Genomic DNA, 18,285 nt, shown 5'->3' on the forward strand with positions numbered 1-18,285 from the left:
TCCACTTGCATCAATTGTGAGCTCCGGTAAGCTGCAAGCAAGTACTTACTTGCAGGAGTGTGATGGCTGAGACTGGAAAGCAATCGACAAAGGAGCGCCTCGTCGCGGAGTCGATGCGACTGTTCGGATCCCGGGGCTATGCGGGTACGTCGATAAGCGACATCGAAGCCGCTGCGGGATTGTCCGCGGGCTCTGGCAGTCTCTACCGCCATTTCTCGTCCAAAGAAGACCTCCTGGCCGCGGGGATTCGTCGCCAGATAGCGGACGGCCGCAGCCTGCTCGCCTTTCTCGGCGATCCGCAGACGCTACCTCGCCTGTCCCTCCGGGAAAGGCTGACAGCCGTCGCGACCGCTGGACTACGGCGCCTCGAGCAGGAGGCCGATTTCAACCGGATCCTGGTGCGCGACCTGAAACACTTTCCGGAGTTGCTGGCAATCGCGAAGGACGATGAAGTCGCGCGAATCCATACCGCCGTCGCGACCTGGCTCTCCACTCAGTCGGACGGGCAGCGAATAACCCAGGAATGGGACGCCCTCGCCGCGGTGATCATCGGATCCATCTCGAACTTCTGGTTGCTCGTCGATGTCTTCGGCCGGCATCCGGCTGGCATCAGCGAAGACCGTTACATCGCCGCGCTGGTCGACATGCTCGTCCCCAGTATCGAGGGTATGCCCGAATCATGAACGAGCATGAGATGACCAACGAGGATCACCGAAACGACGCGCCCTCGGTAACGCCCCGCCAGGCACAACACGGAGCCGGATGGCTGGCCAGCACTGCGCTCCTGGCAAGCGGAGCAAGCATGCTCGTCTTCGGCTTTTGGGCCCGGCATTCCCCCGGGTCTTTCGCCGACTTGGGCGGACACGCCGGCGACATCTTCGGGCTGGGCGCCGTCAGCCCGCTCGCCGGTACCGCCGGTACCGCCGTCACATGGCGGATCTCGCGCCGACCGTACACAGAAGGGGTCAAGCAATGAGAGTCATCGTCGCTGGTGCAACAGGAACACTGGGGGTGCCGATCGTCCAGCACCTCATCGAAGCCGGGCACATCGTGACCGGAATCACCCGGACAAGAGAGGGCGCAGACCACCTGAAAGCACTCGGCGCGACCCCCATCGTCGCCGATGTCATGGATCGCGCCGGACTCCTGGATACGGTGAAGGGCAACCGGGCCGAAGCGATCCTGCACGAACTCACGGCACTGAAGAAGGCTCCGGCCGGGCACTCCGCCATGGCCCAGACCAATGCCCTCCGAGTCAAGGGCACCACCAATCTCCTGGACATGGCCCGTGAGGTAGGTGCAACCCGGTTCGTCACCCAGTCGATCGTTTTCGGTTACGGGTACTACGACCACGGCACGCAGGTTCTCACCGAGGAGTCCCCGTTCGGCCGCACGGACGGAACACCGTTCGATGCGCACCTTGCCGCAATGGTTTCAACCGAGCAACAGGCCTTTCAGGCCGAAGGCATCGACGGGATCGCTCTGCGTTACGGCCTGCTCTACGGCGAGGATGCCGGCACGGTTGTTCGGATGCTTCGGAAGCGGGCTCTCCCGGTCGCCAGGAAGGGCGGCAGGCTTGCGTTCGTTCATCATCAGGATGCTGCGGCGGCCACCGTTGCTGCGCTCGAGCACGGCCGCGGAGGGCAGGCATACAACATCGTCGACGATACCCCGGTGACCTTCCGTGAACTGATCACCGGCATTGCCGAGGACCGGCACGCCCCGAGACCACTGGTCCTTCCGGGATGGCTGCTCAAACTGGCAGCACCGTACGGAGGTGCCGTTCTCGGAGACGTGTCCATGCTGGTCTCCAACTCGAAAGCACAACACGAACTCGGCTGGTCACCCCGATACCCATCCTTTCAGGACGGGATCACTGCCGGACAGAATGTGGGCGGCGGTCCAGAAGGGACACGAGAACCGTGACTCCGCCTTCTGCTACTCCGGTTCAGCAGGAACTCGTGACGTAGCAGGTTGTGCACGACCTCGATCTGGCGTTCCGAGAGCTCGATCGGCTCGAGATCGTCACGGCCGACTGCGCGGGCCACGAGGTTGCGCATCGCTTGGAGGCCGGTCAGGGAAGGCCCGTCGAGCTCCGCCGGGTCACCCTTAGCATGGAGTTCCTCGCAACGGAGATGGAAGACCTCGCGCGGCTGCGAGATGGCGGCCGCCGACACGAGTTGGGGCACCGAGGATGAGCGAGGGGAATTCGCCACACAGACCCAGCAGCGCAAGGAGCGCCCGTAGTCTGAGCAACACGGCCACGGCGTGCACGGGTGACGAAGCATGCCCGCTGCCGGGCCCCATGGTCACGCCGTAGGCTTATGGGATGCACTCCGAGGACCGTACGCCGATCGTGATCGCAAAGGGAAGGGACCGTAGCCGAGCGGCCGGTACCGACCGTGACGTCGTGATGCTCGTCGCGTTTGAAGGTTGGAACGACGCCGGAGAAGCCGCGAGTTCCGCAGTCAACGACCTGGTTGAGCTCTGGTCTGCGGAGCAGATCGCCGAAATCTCTCCCGATGACTACTACGACTATCAGTTCACCCGGCCCACAGTGACGCGCACTCCGGCCGGCGGCAACGCCCTGCAATGGCCGGGCACCCGGATTTACCGGGCGGCTGTGCCCGGACATGAGCTCGACGTCGTATTCGTGGTTGGAGTAGAACCATCTTTCCGTTGGCAGCAGTTCGTCGACGAGATCCTCAGCCACGCCAAGGATGCCGGAGCCGTGCTTCTCGTCGGGGCACTCATTGCCGACGTGCCGCACACCCGGCCTATCCCAGTCTCAATGTCCACCGAGGACTCCGAACTTCGTGAAGCCCTGGACCTGGACCGGAACTCCTATGAAGGGCCGACCGGGGTGCTTGGCGTGCTTGGCCACCTAGCACTGGCCGCGGGTCTGCCCACCGTTTCGCTCTGGGCTGCGATTCCCGGCTACGTGGCGCAGGCGCCCTCACCGAAGGCGCAGCTCGCGCTCACCGGGCGGATCGAGGAAGTGCTCGGCGTGTCGATTCCGCAGGGCACGCTGACCGACGATGCCAAGGCGTGGGAACGTGGAGTGAACGAACTCGCGGATGACGATGAGGACATCTCGCGCTACGTCCGGCAGCTCGAAGAGGTGCAGGACACCGCGGAACTGCCAGAGGCGAGCGGGGACGCCATCGCCAAGGAGTTCGAGCGGTACCTGCGGCGTAAGAACCCGCCGGACGGCCACAAAGGGCCTCGCTGACCCCAGGCTGTGCCGGCTGTCTGGCCGCGACGGCTGGCGCGTTCGCTGCTGATGTGCCCGGGGCTTGCCGGCCGTGACTCGTGTGCCCGAGGCTTGACCCCAGGCGGTGCCGGCTGTCTGGCCGCCACGGCTGGCGCGCCCGGAACTTTACGCCGTGCTACTCCTCAGCGCCACGCCGAACAGGGCGTCGACCAGATCCCTGACCAGCGCGGGCGATCCAGCGTCATCACCATCGGTCGCAGCCCAGCGATCCACTGCGGACAGCGCTGCAGGAGTGTCGAGGTCGTCGGCCAGCGCCGAACGAACGGCAGCAAGAACGTCCGTCGCCGGCGCAGCGTGTGGCCGTCGTACAGCGTCAGCCCAACGGTCCAGCCGGCCGTTCGCCTCATCGAGCGCGGCCGGGGTGAACGTCCAATCGGACCGGTAATGATGTGCGAGCAACACCAGGCGGATGGCTCCCGGATCGATGCCATCCTTCAGAAGCTGAGAGACAAGCACCAGGTTGCCCAGGGACTTGCTCATCTTCTCGCCATCGAGCCCGACCATGCCGGTGTGCACGTATGCATCGGCGAACGGGACCCCGGTCAGCGCTGCCGCCGAGGCGGCACACATCTCGTGGTGCGGAAATTTCAGGTCGGACCCGCCACCCTGGACGTCTATCGGAGTGCCAAGATACTTCAACGCGATCGCCGCACATTCGATGTGCCAGCCCGGCCGGCCATCGCCTAGCGTTCCTCCGGGCCAGAACGGTTCGCCATCCCGGGCCGCGCGCCAGAGAAGCGAGTCGAGCGGATCTTCCTTGCCCGGGGTGTCCGGATCTCCGCCCCGTTCGGCAAAGAGCTTCGTCATCGTGTCGTGGTCGTAGCCGCTGATCTCACCGAATGCCGGCTTGGTGTCAGTGGTAACCCGGTAATACACGTCGCCGTTGTCGAGCCGATATGCCGCACCATTGCCGACTAGTCGTTCCACCGCGTCGGTGACCAGCGGGATCGACTCCACCGCGCCGATGTAGTCGTTGGGAGGCAGCGCCCGGAGCGCGGTCATATCGGTCCGGAACAGTTCGATCTGTGACTCCGCGAGGTCGCGCCAGTCGACGCCGGTCTCGTTGGCACGCTCCAATAGCGGGTCGTCAACGTCGGTGATGTTCTGCACGTATCGCACATCGAGGCCGGCATCGAGCCATACTCGCTGCAGGGTGTCGAATGCCACGTAGGTGGCGGCGTGACCGAGGTGCGTTGCGTCATACGGCGTGATGCCGCAGACGTAGAGATTGGCGGTCCCCTGATCGCCATCCTGTGCCGAAGGCACCGGCAACAGACGGCGGCTTGGAGTGTCGTAAAGCCGCGGAATGTCGTTGTGGCCGGGTAGTTGCGGGATGGATGGTCGAGCCCAGGATTTCACAAAGCAAGCCTAAACGTTGTCGATTACGGCTAAAGAGGTGGCCATGGCAGATCGCGGTAACTTCCGCCTGGCGAGGGAAAATGGCCGCTGTCGATCAACCGGGTCAGCCTGCCCGCCGTCGCTGAAACTTCTTCGTCGCTGAGCTCCTGGCCGAGAATTTTTGCCAGCGCCGACCACCGCTCCGCCAGCTCGGTGAGGTCGCTCAGTTCGCCGTCCTCGAGCGGGCTGCCGGCGAAGCCCCACAGCACGGTACGCAACTTGTCGTCCCGATGAAAAGCCAAGCCGTGATCGATGCCGACGACATTGTGCCGCGTGCTGATCAGGTGGGTGCCTTTGCGATCGGCGTTGTTGGCTAGTGCGTCGAACAGCGCTATCCGGCGCAACAGCTCAACCGAGGAGTGAGCGACGATAAGGGGTTGGCCGTCGGGAGTTTCCGCGGCAAGCACTGGCAGCCAGGCCTCCGGCAGCTCGTCCGGCTCGAAGGTGTCCACCAGGGGGTCGGTGTGCGGGCCGGACTCGATCCAGGCCTGCAGACTGCCCCGGCCGAATGGCAGGTCGTCCCGGATCACGGTCGGCGCCACAATATCCCAGCCGAGCGCCTCGCTGAGCTGGTAGGCAGCCCATTCCCGGCCGGCGAGCGTGCCGTCAGGAAAGTCGTGCAGCGGTCGTTCGCCGGCAATGGGCTTGTAGACGGCCTGAATCGTCGCCGGTTGCGGTCCGGTCGGTGTGGGCGGAACCGGCGTCCTTTCGGTGACTGTGGCCAACAGGGTGACGTTCGACGCATCGAGAATCCGGCCGAGCGAAATGGCTTCGCCGGTTTCCAGCAGGGCGAGCGATTGCGAACGGCACGCAGTGTCGGCGGTCAGCGCAGCACCCCGTTAGCGCGCGGACAGACGTGGCCTGTCGGCTCGAGGGGCCTGGAGCAGAACGGGCAGTCCGGCCGGCCCGCGGATATCACCGACTGGGCCCGGCGGACGAATTCCCTGCCCTGATTGCCGTTGAGCGTCACCCGGAGCCGGTCCCGGTCTTCGTCCTCATCCGGCGTGGAGCTGGTCTCCCCCGCTGTGGCGTCTGCTTCGGAAAGTTCAAAGCATTCGATGACCAGGGTTTCGGTATCGGTGTCCCAGGCGAGGCTCATAGTGCCGACCCGGAACTCCTCCTCGATCGGGATATCCAGTTCGGCATTATCAACGTCTTCATCGCGCGGCACCGCAGGCACCGAAGCGGCGCCACCGGAGCGGCGCAGCACGACATCGAGCAGTTCGTCCACACGTTCGGCCAGCGCAGTGACCTGTTGCTTCTCAAGCGACACTGTGCTGACGAGCGCACCGGATCGCACCTGCAGGAAGAACGTCCGCTCGCCCGGGAGTCCTACTGTGCCGGCAATGAAGCGGTCGGGTGCGTCGTGTCGAAGTATTCGTGCTGGCATGATCCCAGCCTATGTCAGACTCGCAGACGCCGAATCACGGTCCCGTTTTCGCCGCACCGACGCTCCACCCACGGGCCCCGACGGCCGCGGGCGGGATCTCGGAAGTGATGTAAGAAGAACTAGGCTGTTGACCATGGCTACCCTGCTCCTTGTCCGCCACGGCGAAACCACGGCGAATGCCTCTGGCCTGTTGGCCGGCCGTTCCCCCGGCGTTCGGCTGAATGATCGAGGCGAGGAACAGGCACGGCTGCTGGGACGACGTCTGGCCGCTGTGCCGGTGACGAGGGCTGTGCTCAGTCCGATGGAACGCTGCGCCCAGACCTACCAGGTAATCAGGACGGCAGCAGGCTGGGACCTGGACGCCGAAACCGATGAGCGGCTTAACGAGGTGGACTTTGGCGCCTGGCAAGGGCGCCGATTGCGGGATCTGGCCAAGGACCCGGACTGGGCGCTCGTGCAGAACCAGCCCTCGGCCGTCATATTCCCCGGCGGAGAAAGCCTGCGTGACGTTTCCGCGCGCGCTGTCGCGGCAGTACGGGAACAGGATGCGGCGGTCGCAGCAGCCCACGGCGACGACGCCCTCTGGTTGGCGATCGCACACGGCGACGTGATCAAGACAATACTTGCCGACGCTCTCGGCATGCACCTGGACCAGTTCCAGCGGATCGTCGTCGCACCCTGCTCACTCTCGGTGATCAATTACTCAGCACAGCGACCCCACGTGCTCCGGATGGGGGAAACGCTTGAGGCGGCTTCGCTGCAGCCGAAACAGGCGGCGAGGAGCGGGGGCGCCATCGGTGGGGGCGTCTAGTAAGGAGGTCAGGGGGTGACAGGTGCTCCGCTGGTAGCTGCCAGGGCGCCGGTGCCAACCAGGACCAGGACGATAACGCCGACAATGATCCGGTAGTACACGAAAATCCGGTAGCTGTTGTGCGAGATGAACTTCAGGAAGGCGACGATCACGACATAGCCCACGACGAAAGCGATCACGGTGGCCAGCGCGGTGGGCCCCCAGCCGAGTACTGGTTGCTCGCCGAGACTCTTGTACAGCCCGTAGAAGCCCGAACCCATCACCGCCGGAATGGCCAGCAGGAATGAGTACCGTGCGGATGCCTCCCGGGTGTAGCCCATCAGCAGGCCCGCGGTAATCGTTCCGCCGGACCGGGAAACGCCGGGAATCAATGCCAGCGCCTGGGCGAACCCAAAGAGAATGCCGTGCTTCCAGGTCAGTTGTTCCAGCGGGCGCGCATTCTTCGCGGTTGCATCCGCGAAGGCGAGGATCAGACCGAAGACGATCAGCATGGCCCCCGTGATCCATAGCGAGCGAAGCACCGAATCGATCGCGTCCTGGAACAGCAGCCCAAGAATCACTATCGGCAGCGAACCGACAATGATCATCCAGCCCATCCGGGCGTCAGGATCTCGCTTGTCCACCTTGCCGACGAGGGCGAGGCACCACGCCTTGATGATCCTGACGATGTCTTTCCAGAAGTAGACCAGGACGGCGGTCTCGGTACCGATCTGGATGATCGCAGTGAAGAATGCGCCGGGGTCCTGTCCTGGCAGCATGAATTCGCCAATGATCCGGATGTGCGCGCTCGATGATATCGGCAGGAATTCGGTAAGCCCCTGGATAACGCCCAGAACGGCGGCAATCAGCCACTCCATCAGGCAACTCCGGCATGGTCGAGAAGTTCGGCGAGGTGTCGCAAGTCGTTGAGCTTGCCTTCCTGGGTCGGGTTGAAGAGGGAGACCGCGAGAGTGGTCACCCCTGACTGGGCGTATGCCTGCAGCCTGTCGATGACGCGCTCGTCGCCGCCGACCAGGCTGGTCTGTCGAATGAGGTCCTCCGGTACGGCAGCTGCGGCCTCCCGGTGTTGTTTGGCCAGATACAGATTCTGGACCGTGTCCGCCTCTTGGGCAAAACCGAGACGGTGGGCCAGCGCGTTATAGAAGTTGTTTTCACGGCTGCCCATTCCGCCGACATAGAGCGCGGTATACCCGCGGACCAGGTCGGCACAGCGTGACGTGTCCGGGCCCAGTGCCACGGGCACGGTTGGCACCACGTCGAAGCCGTCGAGGCTGCCACCCGGACGGCCGGATCGTAGCGGACCGAGTGAAAGCTCCGCCTGTTCCGGCGAGAAGAACACGCCGAGCCAGCCATCGGCGATCTCACCGGCAAGCTCAAGGTTCTTCGGGCCGACTGCGGCGAGGTAGATCGGCGGAATATCGCGGACTTTCGCGGCGCTGCGCAGGGCCTTTGCCTCTGGTGTCGGCAGCGGCAGCTGGAAATGTCTGCCGTCAAACTGGACCGGTTGCCCGCTGAGCGCCAGCGTGAGTATCTTCACGTACTCACGGGTGCGCCCGAGGGGCGCTTTGAACGGCACCCCGTGCCATCCCTCGGAGACCTGGGGACCGGACACGCCAACGCCCAGCCGGAAGCGGCCATTGCTGAGCGCGTTGAGGCCGGCTGCCGTCATGGCAGTCATCGCCGGCGTCCGGCCCGGGATCTGCAGGATGGCCGAGCCGAGATCGATTGCGCTGGTCTGCCCGGCTAGCCAGGCGAGCACTGTCGCGGCGTCGTAGCCGTATGCCTCTGCCGCCCAGACGGACGAGTAGCCGAGTCGTTCGGCTTCGTGGGTGAGTTCCAGGGTTCCAGCTGGATCGGATGCGCCGGAAATTCCAAGCATAAGGCCAAGTTTCACTTGGCCAACCCTAGACGATGGGCGCGTACATGCAGCTGTGACGCGCTGGTGCCGGTACGCTCAACTGCATGTACGTGAACTATGCGGGCCGCAGCGGGCTACGGGTGTCAACGCTTGGCCTTGGCACAATGACCTGGGGCCGCGGAGTGCCTGCGGATGCCGCCGCGGAGCTGGTACGGACCTTTGTCGATGCGGGCGGAAACCTGATTGACACGTCCTTCGCTTACGGCGTGGCACAACAAATGGTCGGCGACATCATCTCGTCGAAGGTCGACCGGGACGATCTGGTGCTCGTTTCGAAGGCGGGCATCTCCCCTGGAGTCAATGACGTTTCGGTTGACTGCTCACGTCGCGGGCTTATGGCGCAGCTTGACCAGACGTTGCAGACGCTCGGAACCGATCACCTCGACCTGTGGTTGGTCGAGGCCTGGGATTCAAACGTGCCGCTGGAAGAAACCCTCTCGGTGCTGGCGGCCGCCCAACGAAGTGGCCGGACCCGCTATGTCGGGGTGGCGAACTATTCCGGCTGGCAGTCGGCGCTGGCTGTGTCTGCCAGCGAGGTGCCGCTCGTCGCCGCCGAGGTCGAGTATTCGCTTCTGCAACGAACAGCCGATGCCGAACTTCTACCTGCCGCCGAGCACCTCGGCATCGGAGTGCTCGCGTCGTCGGCGCTGGGGCGCGGAGTGCTTACCGGCAAATACCGACATGCAATTCCCCGGGATTCACGTGCGGCGAGCTCCGACTGGTCGGCATTTGTCGGCGACTACCTCAATGAACGCGATGGGCAGATTGTCGAGGCGGTCACTGCCGCTGCCAGCGGACTGAACTTCTCGCCACTCGCCGTTGCGCTGAGCTGGCTCGCCAGCCACAGTTCGATTACCTCGGCGATAGTCGGCCCGCGCACTGTGGCGCAGCTGAATGAGATTCTCGACGGCATAGATGCTGACGTGCCGGACGAAATTCTGGCCGCGCTCGACGAGGTGTCGCAGTAGCACGGTGTTGCAGTAGCACGGTGTCGCGGTAGCGGGGCCAAACGCAGTGCTCAGGGGTTGGTGTCGATCGTGATGCCGTGATCGTCTTCCTCTTCGCCGTACAGGTCCAGGTCGTCCTCGTCGACGTCATCCACATCGTCGTCTTCGCGGGCATCCTCGACATCGTCGTACAGCTCGAACGGCGTGACCTCGTCGTATGCGGCGTACAACGCCGCTTCGTAAGCCTCATACGTATCGGCCACCGCAATATAGGCGGCTTCGACTCGGGGATCCTGATCACCACGGCGTTCGGCCGACGCCGCAAGATGTTCCTGCAGCGCGGCTACCAGGTTTTCAAGTGCAGCCCGAGGATCGCTAGTCATAGCCCCAAAATAGCCTGTTCTTGGAAACATTGGGTAACTTTTTTCGTTCCTCTTTAGTGAAGTCGAGAATTTCGCTCGACCACGCCGGACGACGTAGCGTTATAGTCGCCGACGGGAGATTTGTTGAGCGTTGCTGATCAAAGCAGAGAGGTAACAGATGAAGCGTCAAGTGGCTCAGTACGAGTACCGCGTGCTTTCGTTCACCCGCCAGACGACACGTCGTGAGGCACTCGAGCGTCTGACTGAACACGCTGAGTACGGACACTGGGAACTGGCGCGGACTCGAATCGGGATGGGCGGCGCACGCAAGGTCTGGCTACGCCGGAAGATCATCCGGATGCAGCCCACTCTCTAGTAGGCGGCTCGGCCGACCAGCTAGTGCACGGTCAGCCGCGCACCGATAAGCCCAGCCGCACCGAATTCAGCCCAGCCGCCGCCGCAGCTCAGCATTGATCGCCGGCACGATCTCGTGCAGGTCACCGATAATTGCGTAGTCCGCCTTGGTGACCATCGGCGCGTCGGCATCGGTGTTGATCGCCACGATTGTTTTTGCTCCCTGACAGCCCGCCCAGTGCTGGATCGCTCCGCTGATGCCACAGGCAATGTACACGTCAGGCGCTATTCTGCTGCCGGTCTGCCCCACCTGTTCGGCATGCGGCCGCCAGCCGAGGCTGGTCACCACCCGCGATGCCCCGAGCACGCCACCGAGCAGTTCGGTCAGCTCGATCAGATCGTCGAAGCCATCCGCGCTCCCCGCTCCGCGGCCGGCTCCGACCACCACCCGGGCGCTTGACAGCGCGGACGTGTCGTCCCGCTCCTCCGCCTCCACCCGCACGACCCGGGTAACCAGATCGGCCTCGGTGAGGCTGGGCGAGAACTCGAGGACATCCGGCGAGGTCGCCGAGTCCGCGGGTTTCGGGTCGACGGCGTGCCCGGCAACAGTCATAACGTTGACGTCGCCGTCGAGGCGCATCTCCTCGAAAACCGCACCGCCCATCACCTGCCGCGACACCACGAGAGGTTCGGCTTGCTCCACCCGGACCACGTTGGCGGCCATCGCGGTGCCCAACCTGGCGGCGACGTGGGCCATGATCTCGCTGCCGCGCGGCGTGCCCGCGGCGAGCACGAGGTCTGCTGTCGCGGCTTCCGCCGAGGTAACAACGGATGCCGCCCACGCGGCGGCCGAGTACTGGTCGAGCTGGTCGTCGGTGGCGTGCCTGACGGTGAGAACCGCCTGCTCGCCGAGCTGGGCCAGCAGATTATGCCGGAGACCGGCCTCAAGTGGCCCCACCACAACGGCCTCCACCCCTGGGCGGTCTCCCAGGTCGGCCAGGTTGCGAGCGAAGGTCAGCGTCTCCAGGGAGGTCACCGTCGCACCGGAGTCATCGGTTTCGATCAGGACCAGAATCACTTCGACACCACCCCCAGCTCGCTCAGCACGTCGACCAGGGCCGGCGCCGCCGTGGCATCCTCGCCGAGAACTTTCACCGTGCCTGGGTGCGCCGGCGGCAACGTAAGCCGGACGCGTCCGCTGCCTCGCGGCGACACGGCAGGGGGCAGCGTCTCGATCTCGGTCCGTTTGGCCCTCATCCGACCGGGAATCGAGGGATATCGTGGCTCCACGCCGCCCTCCTGGATCGCGATCACGGCCGGCATAGGCAGCTCGTAGACCTCGGTGCCGTCCGGGCCGGTGCCCCGGGCGGTGACCGTGTCGCCATCGATGCCCACCGTTACGATTCCGGTCAGCACCGGAAGGTTGAGTTGGTAAGCCAGCCGGACTGCGACCTGGAAGTCACCGGTGTCCGCGGCGTCAGTCCCGAGCAGGATCAGGTCAAAGCCCGCGCCAGACTCCTTGCGATCCCGCACCACAGCGGCGATTGCCTGGGCCACATCGGCCGGACCAAAACTATCCGGCTCGGCCTCGAGCAGAATCGCGGCGCCGCAGCCCAGGGCGACCGCGTGGCGCAGCTGCTCCTGTGCATCTCCAGCGCCAAGGCTCAGGGCTGTCGCCATTCCGTCGCTCGATGCTGCCAGTTCCGCCGCAATTGCGATTGCGCATTCCTCGTGCGCGCTGAGGGTGTGGCCGAGATGGCGGGCATCGATCGTCATGCCATCTTCGCTGAGCTGTACGTCGCCCGACGTGTCCGGCACGCGTTTGATGCAGACCAGGATGTTCGTCATCGCCTGATCCGCTCATTGTCCGGATCGAATAGCGGTGTCGCATCATTGGCGGCGACTGTCACCGGGAACCGCTCCTGCATGTACAGCACGCTGAGCCGGTTTCCCACCACTGCCTGGTCCGGCGGCAGGTACGCCATCAGGACATGCTTGCCGAGCGAGGGCGCCGATCCGACGGAGGTGGCGTAGGCCCGATGGCCGTGCCCGTCGATGAGCGGAGCCCCGTCGACGGAGAGAATTGGTTCGCCGCCCAGCATGTACCTCCTGGTGCCGTCTGCCGAGGTGTGGTCATCAACTGTGAGCGAGCAGAGCACCGAACGTGGCTCCTCCTCACGCTGGGCAAGATAGGCCTCCCGCCCGATGAAGTCATCCGTCTTGACCTTGGGGCGCATCATCCCGGCCTCAACGAGGGTTCGTTCGGTGTCCAGCTCGGCGCCGTGCGCCCGGTAGCCCTTCTCCAGCCGGCCCGTCGTACCGTAGACCCCGTTGCCGACCGGTATCAGTCCGTCGGAAGCACCCGCCTCGCCCAATAGCTGCCACAGCCGGGCACCCTGTTCCATTGGCACATACAGCTCCCAGCCGAGTTCCCCGACGTAGGAGATCCGTGACGCCAGGACCGACAATGCGCCGGCTTCGATCGCCTGGCAGCTGCCGAACCTGAAAGCGCCGTGGCTGATGTCGTGGTCGGTCAGCCTGGCCAGAATGTCCCGGGCACGCGGCCCCCACAGGCCGATCGTGGTCAGCGCGGAGGTCTGATCCACCACCACTGCGCTGCCATCGGCCGGCATCCGGTCGCGGAACCACTTCCGGTCGATATTTCCAGTGCCGCTGCCGGTGACAACCCGGAAATGGTCGTCGGCCAGTCGCATGATCGTCAGGTCGGATCGGATACCGCCCCGTTCGTCGAGCACCGGCGTGTAGACCACCCGACCGGGTTCGACGTCCATCTGTCCGACCACGATCCGTTGCACTGCCGGCAACGAGCCCGTACCGACGATATCGAAAATGGCGAACGCCGACAGGTCCACCATGCCGGCCCGTTCCCGCATAGCGAGATGCTCGGCGTTGATGATCGGCGACCACCATCTGGAATCCCATTCGGCTTCGCGAGACATCACAGCGTCCGGATAATCGCCGAGCAACGACGCATTGCACTCGTACCACTGCGGCCGTTCCCAGCCGGCGGCCTCGAAGAACTCGGCACCGGATGCGCGCTGCTCCGCGTGCATCGGGGCGAGGCGCACATTGCGGTTGCTCTGCCACTGCTCGGAGGGATGCACTATGCCGTACGTCTTATTGAATCCTTCGCCGGCGCGCGCCTTGACGTGCGCGTCCGTCCGCTGGTGCGGATAGAACCGCGCAATGTCCGACAGATGCGCGTCGAACTCGCAGGTGCCGTCCGTCATCCACTCGGCGAGCAGCCGGCCGACTCCGGCCCCCTCCTTGATCCAGACCGCAGCTGCGGACCAGAGGCCGGCGACCTCGGGACTTTCGCCGAGGATAGGGCTGCCGTCCGGCGTCAGCGACAACAGGCCGTTGATGGCGTAGCGGATCTCCACCTCCGGGTTGCCAAGGACTTCGGGCATCAGCTCAAGTGCCTGCTCGAGTTGCGGATCGAAGTCGTCCTCGGTGAAGGGCAGTTCGGTCGGCGAGAGCTTTGCCTGGTCGATCGATGGAATGTTCTCGGCGTTGTGCAGGATCGGACGGTGCGCGTATGAGCCAACTTCCATATCACCGCCGTGCTGGCGTTCGTAACAGAATGTGTCCATGTCACGGATGATCGGGAACGAGATCTCGCCTGACGTCCCGGCAAACTGCGGCACCGGGCCGACGCTGATCATCTGATGCACGGCGGGAGTGAGCGGGATCGAGGCCCCCGCCATTTTCGCCAGCTTAGGACTCCAGACACCGCACGCCACCACAACCAAGTCGGCCTCGATCGGCCCGGCGGTTGTCTGCACCCTGCGGATGCGGCCACCCGCCACGTCCATGCCGGTGACCTCGACAGAGGAAGCGACCGTCAGTGCGCCGAGCCGCAGCGCTTCTTCGCGCATCAGTGTTCCGGCTCGTTGGGAATCGACGACGCCGACGGTCGGCGTCCAGAATCCGCCAACCAGGACGGTGGGGTCGAGGAAGGGCACTCGTTCGGCTATCTGCTGTGGGGATACCATTTCGGAGTCGATCCCCCAGGCAGCGGCTGACGACATCCGGCGGTGCAGTTCTTGCATCCGCTCCTCGGTGCGGGCGACCTCGAAACCGCCCGACTCGGTGAACACCCCGAGTTCTTTGTACTGCCTCATGCTGTCGACGGTCAGGTCGGTTATCTCGCGGGAATGGTCAACTGGAAAAATGAAGTTTGACGCATGGCCGGTTGAGCCGCCAGGATTCGGCAATGGCCCCTTGTCGATCTGCAGGATGTCGCGCCAGCCAAGCCTGGCGAGGTGGTAAACGAGGGAATTGCCGACGATTCCGGCTCCGATGACGATAACGCGCGCACTTTCGGGCACTGCAGCCACTCTTGACCTTCTTTGCTGTCGGGCCTCGACGGCATTGTCGATGGCGTGCCAGCTCTTGCATCTGACGTGTTTCTCGCGGGGCTTGAATCACGTCCTTGCATCGTGTCGCCCATGCGAATAGGTGTCAAGAGGTGGCAGGATTTTTGCAGGGCAACGCAATCGAAAGAGGCAAACAATGGCCAACGGCACACAGTCGATCGACCGCGCCGCGGAGTTGGTCTCGCTTGTCGTGCGCTCCGAGGGCCCGCTGACGTTCACCGAGCTGGTCGAACAGACCGGGCTGAGCAGATCGACCGTTTCACGGCTGCTCCAGGCCCTCGAGCGCAATGGGATGCTGGAGCGTGACGCAACCGGCGGCTACCGGGGAGGTGCGCTCTTCGCTCATTACGCCAGCCGGTACGACCGGGTTGAAACCCTGCTCTCGGCCGCGCAGCCTGGTATGGAGCGGATAGCTGAGCAGACCCGAGAAACCGTGTACCTCGGGGTGCCCCGCGGCGGGTCCGTGGTGCAGGTCGCGCAGATCGATTCGTCCTTCATTCTCGGTGCCACCAACTGGGTCGATGTCGATGTGCCGCCGCACTGCTCGGCGCTTGGCAAAGTGTTGTTTGCGTTCGGCGCTATTCCGCTGCCCGAGGAGCCACTCGAACCTCGTACGGATAAGACCATCACCGAAATCCCCGCCCTGATGTCGGAGTTGGAGGCGGTGCGGAAGCAGGGATATGCGATCACTCACGAAGAGCTGGAGGTCGGCCTGGACGCACTCGCCGCTCCGGTGCGTGGTGGCGACGAGCTGGTGCACGCAGCGATCGGTGTGTCCGGCCCCTCCTTCCGGATCAAGGACTCGCACGATGAAATCGGCCAGCTGCTGGTCGCCGAGGCAGAACGAATCTCTGCGGTCATCGCTCGCCTGGTCGGCAGCCAGACGGCGTAACCCGTGCCGTGTCGCTGTCAAACTGCGGACACGGAAATACCTCTTGTCGAATATCGGCGCCCGTCCTAGACTGCCCAGATGGAACACCGGTTCCATAATGTGCAACCCTTCCCCATCCGTCTGCAGCGCACAAGGGAGTCACAATGAGCTTTAACCTTCCCTCGGTCAACCAGGACGACCGTAAGGTCCCGATCAATCTGCGACAGTCCGGGCCGACCCCGGTGGAGATGCTGATCTACACCCGGATCAGGAAGTCGCCGTACTGGCAGCTGTCGCATGAAGCCGGCTGCTGGCGAGCCTCGGTCTACAACAGGACGTATCACCCCCGGGGCTATGTACGTCCCGAAGACGGTGGCGCTATGGTCGAATACCAGTCGCTGGTGAACGATGTGACGCTCTGGAACGTCGCCGTCGAACGGCAGATACAGGTCAAGGGCCCCGACGCCGAAGCGTTCGTCGACTATGTGATCACCCGGGACGCCACCCGGATCCCACCGATGCGGGCGCGCTACGTCATCCTGTGCAACGAGGCCGGCGGAATCCTCAACGACCCGGTGCTGCTGCGAATTGCCGAAGACGAATTCTGGTTCAGCCTCTCCGACTCGGACATCATGTTCTGGTTGCAGGGCGTTAACGTCGGCCGCCGTTTCGATGTGGAGATCAACGAGATCGACGTCGCCCCGGTACAGATCCAGGGTCCGAAGTCGGTCGACCTGATGGCCGACCTGGTCGGCGCCGCCGCGCGGGACATCCCGCCCTATGGCCTGCTGTCAGCGGCGGTGGGTGGCTGCGACGTGATCGTGTCGCAGACCGGTTTCACCGGTGAGAAGGGTTATGAGATCTATCTGCGGGACGCGACACTGCACGCGGAGACCATGTGGAACGCCGTGCTGGAGGCCGGGAAGAAGCACAACCTGGCAGTGATAGCGCCCGCCCACCATCGCCGGATCGCCGCCGGAATTCTGTCCTGGGGCCAGGACATGGATTTCGAGACACTACCGTTCCAGGTCAATCTCGGCTACCAGGTGCCTCGGCAGAAGACAGCTGACTACATCGGTAAGCAGGCACTCGAAGTGGCCCGCTCGGCAGTTGAAGCCGGCAGCCCGCCTTACTCGCAGACCCTGGTCGGGCTGAAGTTCGGCGGCAAACCCATCGACGATTACGCACCGGACTTCTGGCTGATCGGCGAAACGGCTCAGGACGACCCGGTCGGGTACGTCACGTCTCCGTGGTACTCCCCCGAGCTGTCGTCGAATATCGCGATGGGTTTCGTACCGGTTCCACTGAGCGCGCTTGGCACCGAGCTCTGGGTGCACCTGCCGGAGCAATACGCAGAGACCGCTGGCGAACCGGTACGCGCGGAGGTTGTCGAGATGCCGTTCCGGCCCTCGGTAAATCCCAATCAGCGCGAGATCCTCAAAAGCCAGGGCCTCGACGCCGCGGTATGACGCTGTTGGACCGGGCGCGGCCGCACTGGCGTCCGGCCGGCCTGGTTCGCATCGGTGGGTCCGACTGGTTCGCATCGGCGGGTCCGCGTGTCAGGCACTGCATCCGGCCGGCTAGGTTCGCATCGGCGGGTCCGCGTGCAGGCACTGCATCCGAACGGCTACGCCGCCAGACAGCGCTTCACGTCGTGACAGCGGCAAGCCGGTCGAGCCAGTTACGACGCCAGTGTTCGGTCTCGGCGATCTGATTGAAGGTGTAAAGGTGCAGCCCCTGGACCCGGGCGCGCTCGCTGTTGAGCGCGGGTGCCAGCCCGGAAATGAAACGCTCGGGTCCGTAGCCGCCCGGAGCGAGGATCCTGGTGAACAACCGCCTGTTCTTTGCCAGGAACTTCGCCGAGTCGCCGAGCCCGATCTTGGTGGCCATCGTCAGCAGCTTGTGGCGTTCGATCGGCCCGGGCATCCCGATCAGAACCGGGGTGCCGGTACCCGCGCTCCTGAGCCGATCAAGCCAGCCGGTGACCAGCTTCGGATCGAAGCACAGGTTGCTGACGATGTTCGTCGCATAGTCGCGCTTGTCCACGAGGGCCTGGCTGACAACGTCATCGGCAATGAATGGATGCGATTCCGGATAGCCTGCGATGCCGATCTGCCGGAACGGATGATCGAGTTCGGCCAGGCAACGCAGCAGGTCGAGCGAGGCAGCGAAGTCGCCGGCGGGTGGCGTCGCATCGCCTGCCGGCACGAAGATGCTGTCGATTCCCGCCGCGGCGAGACGATCGGAGATGTCGCGGAGTTCGTGAGCATCACGGATCATCCTTGCCGCCAGATGCGGCACCGCGTGGTAACCATTCCGGCTGAGCACCTCGGCTACGTCAATGGTCGCTTCGAGCCCCTTCGCCGCCGAAGCGGTCACGGTGATGGTTCGACCAGGGGCAACCGATTCGAGCACCTTATCAACCGCGCCCGTGGTTGGCAGTACTTCGTAACGCGCGCCGGACAGCAGCGCTTTCAACACCGACGGCCTTATCTTGTTGCGCATGCCACAGCTCGTTTCGTTACGTCCATCTGGTCGGTTGAGCGTAGCCTAAGCGCCG

The 18,285-nt window shown here is 64.3% G+C and carries 19 protein-coding genes; 9 read left to right on the plus strand and 10 right to left on the minus strand.

Going from position 1 to position 18,285, the window contains the following annotated elements:
* Window positions 1–62: 62 nt before the first annotated feature.
* The 4 genes from LWF01_RS07750 to LWF01_RS07765 all read left to right on the plus strand — a co-directional run bounded on the left by LWF01_RS07750 (window position 63) and on the right by LWF01_RS07765 (window position 3,232).
* Window positions 63–683, plus strand: a complete 621-nt coding sequence (locus LWF01_RS07750) for a TetR/AcrR family transcriptional regulator (RefSeq protein WP_349640463.1) — start codon at window positions 63–65, stop codon at window positions 681–683.
* Complete coding sequence (locus tag LWF01_RS07755) at window positions 680–976, plus strand: hypothetical protein (protein ID WP_349640464.1); 297 nt, start codon at window positions 680–682, stop codon at window positions 974–976. Before LWF01_RS07750 ends, LWF01_RS07755 begins: the two co-directional genes overlap by 4 nt.
* On the plus strand, window positions 973–1,926 hold the full coding sequence (locus tag LWF01_RS07760) for an NAD-dependent epimerase/dehydratase family protein (RefSeq protein ID WP_349640465.1): 954 nt from the start codon (window positions 973–975) through the stop codon (window positions 1,924–1,926). Before LWF01_RS07755 ends, LWF01_RS07760 begins: the two co-directional genes overlap by 4 nt.
* 403 nt (window positions 1,927–2,329) lie before the next feature.
* On the plus strand, window positions 2,330–3,232 hold the full coding sequence (locus LWF01_RS07765) for a PAC2 family protein (RefSeq protein WP_349640466.1): 903 nt from the start codon (window positions 2,330–2,332) through the stop codon (window positions 3,230–3,232).
* Between the two features lie 147 nt (window positions 3,233–3,379).
* Here the strand turns inward: LWF01_RS07765 and mshC are convergent, their stop codons facing one another.
* From mshC to LWF01_RS07780, 3 genes are all read right to left on the minus strand, one after another.
* Window positions 3,380–4,633, minus strand: a complete 1,254-nt coding sequence (mshC, locus tag LWF01_RS07770) for a cysteine--1-D-myo-inosityl 2-amino-2-deoxy-alpha-D-glucopyranoside ligase (protein ID WP_349640467.1) — start codon at window positions 4,631–4,633, stop codon at window positions 3,380–3,382.
* A 29-nt stretch (window positions 4,634–4,662) separates the two neighbouring features.
* On the minus strand, window positions 4,663–5,397 hold the full coding sequence (locus LWF01_RS07775; protein WP_349640468.1) for an SCO1664 family protein: 735 nt from the start codon (window positions 5,395–5,397) through the stop codon (window positions 4,663–4,665).
* Window positions 5,398–5,495: 98 nt separating this feature from the next.
* Window positions 5,496–6,062 (minus strand): DUF3090 domain-containing protein, encoded by a 567-nt coding sequence (locus tag LWF01_RS07780; protein WP_349640469.1) that lies wholly within the window; start codon window positions 6,060–6,062, stop codon window positions 5,496–5,498.
* 133 nt (window positions 6,063–6,195) lie between these two features.
* On the opposite strand from LWF01_RS07780, the gene LWF01_RS07785 reads away from it, so the two are divergent.
* Window positions 6,196–6,873, plus strand: coding sequence for an MSMEG_4193 family putative phosphomutase (locus LWF01_RS07785; RefSeq protein ID WP_349640470.1), 678 nt, complete (start codon window positions 6,196–6,198; stop codon window positions 6,871–6,873).
* Window positions 6,874–6,881: 8 nt separating this feature from the next.
* Here the strand turns inward: LWF01_RS07785 and LWF01_RS07790 are convergent, their stop codons facing one another.
* Both LWF01_RS07790 and LWF01_RS07795 read right to left on the minus strand, forming a co-directional pair.
* Window positions 6,882–7,730, minus strand: coding sequence for an undecaprenyl-diphosphate phosphatase (locus LWF01_RS07790; protein WP_349640471.1), 849 nt, complete (start codon window positions 7,728–7,730; stop codon window positions 6,882–6,884).
* On the minus strand, window positions 7,730–8,767 hold the full coding sequence (locus tag LWF01_RS07795) for an LLM class F420-dependent oxidoreductase (protein ID WP_349640472.1): 1,038 nt from the start codon (window positions 8,765–8,767) through the stop codon (window positions 7,730–7,732). Before LWF01_RS07795 ends, LWF01_RS07790 begins: the two co-directional genes overlap by 1 nt.
* 68 nt (window positions 8,768–8,835) lie before the next feature.
* Between LWF01_RS07795 and LWF01_RS07800 the strand changes: the two genes are divergently transcribed.
* The gene (locus LWF01_RS07800) at window positions 8,836–9,759 is read left to right on the plus strand and encodes an aldo/keto reductase (RefSeq protein WP_349640473.1); all 924 of its coding nucleotides are present in this window, start codon (window positions 8,836–8,838) and stop codon (window positions 9,757–9,759) included.
* Between the two features lie 50 nt (window positions 9,760–9,809).
* On the opposite strand, the gene LWF01_RS07805 is transcribed toward LWF01_RS07800, so the two are convergent.
* Window positions 9,810–10,121 (minus strand): hypothetical protein, encoded by a 312-nt coding sequence (locus tag LWF01_RS07805; protein WP_349640474.1) that lies wholly within the window; start codon window positions 10,119–10,121, stop codon window positions 9,810–9,812.
* Window positions 10,122–10,278: 157 nt separating this feature from the next.
* On the opposite strand from LWF01_RS07805, the gene LWF01_RS07810 reads away from it, so the two are divergent.
* Entirely contained in the window at window positions 10,279–10,476 is a 198-nt protein-coding gene (locus LWF01_RS07810; protein ID WP_349640475.1) for a DUF5703 family protein, read from the plus strand.
* Window positions 10,477–10,542: 66 nt separating this feature from the next.
* On the opposite strand, the gene LWF01_RS07815 is transcribed toward LWF01_RS07810, so the two are convergent.
* From LWF01_RS07815 to LWF01_RS07825, 3 genes are read right to left on the minus strand one after another with little or no spacing between them, the layout of a single operon-like run.
* The gene (locus LWF01_RS07815; RefSeq protein ID WP_349640476.1) at window positions 10,543–11,532 is read right to left on the minus strand and encodes an electron transfer flavoprotein subunit alpha/FixB family protein; all 990 of its coding nucleotides are present in this window, start codon (window positions 11,530–11,532) and stop codon (window positions 10,543–10,545) included.
* Window positions 11,529–12,302, minus strand: a complete 774-nt coding sequence (locus LWF01_RS07820; RefSeq protein ID WP_349640477.1) for an electron transfer flavoprotein subunit beta/FixA family protein — start codon at window positions 12,300–12,302, stop codon at window positions 11,529–11,531. Before LWF01_RS07820 ends, LWF01_RS07815 begins: the two co-directional genes overlap by 4 nt.
* Window positions 12,299–14,806 (minus strand): GcvT family protein, encoded by a 2,508-nt coding sequence (locus LWF01_RS07825; RefSeq protein WP_349640478.1) that lies wholly within the window; start codon window positions 14,804–14,806, stop codon window positions 12,299–12,301. Before LWF01_RS07825 ends, LWF01_RS07820 begins: the two co-directional genes overlap by 4 nt.
* 184 nt (window positions 14,807–14,990) lie before the next feature.
* Between LWF01_RS07825 and LWF01_RS07830 the strand changes: the two genes are divergently transcribed.
* Together LWF01_RS07830 and LWF01_RS07835 are read left to right on the plus strand one after the other, a co-directional pair.
* Window positions 14,991–15,746 carry an IclR family transcriptional regulator gene (locus LWF01_RS07830; protein WP_349640479.1) on the plus strand — a complete coding sequence of 252 codons (756 nt, stop codon included), beginning with the start codon at window positions 14,991–14,993 and terminating at the stop codon, window positions 15,744–15,746.
* A 143-nt stretch (window positions 15,747–15,889) separates the two neighbouring features.
* Window positions 15,890–17,194: a glycine cleavage T C-terminal barrel domain-containing protein gene (locus LWF01_RS07835; protein ID WP_349640480.1), complete on the plus strand. Its 1,305-nt coding sequence runs from the start codon at window positions 15,890–15,892 to the stop codon at window positions 17,192–17,194.
* Window positions 17,195–17,372: 178 nt separating this feature from the next.
* Here LWF01_RS07835 and LWF01_RS07840 read toward each other — a convergent pair whose 3' ends face one another.
* Entirely contained in the window at window positions 17,373–18,230 is an 858-nt protein-coding gene (locus LWF01_RS07840; RefSeq protein WP_349640481.1) for a methylenetetrahydrofolate reductase, read from the minus strand.
* Window positions 18,231–18,285: the final 55 nt, after the last annotated feature.

Source organism: Saxibacter everestensis (assembly GCF_025787225.1).
GTDB classification, from domain to species: domain Bacteria; phylum Actinomycetota; class Actinomycetes; order Actinomycetales; family Brevibacteriaceae; genus Saxibacter; species Saxibacter everestensis.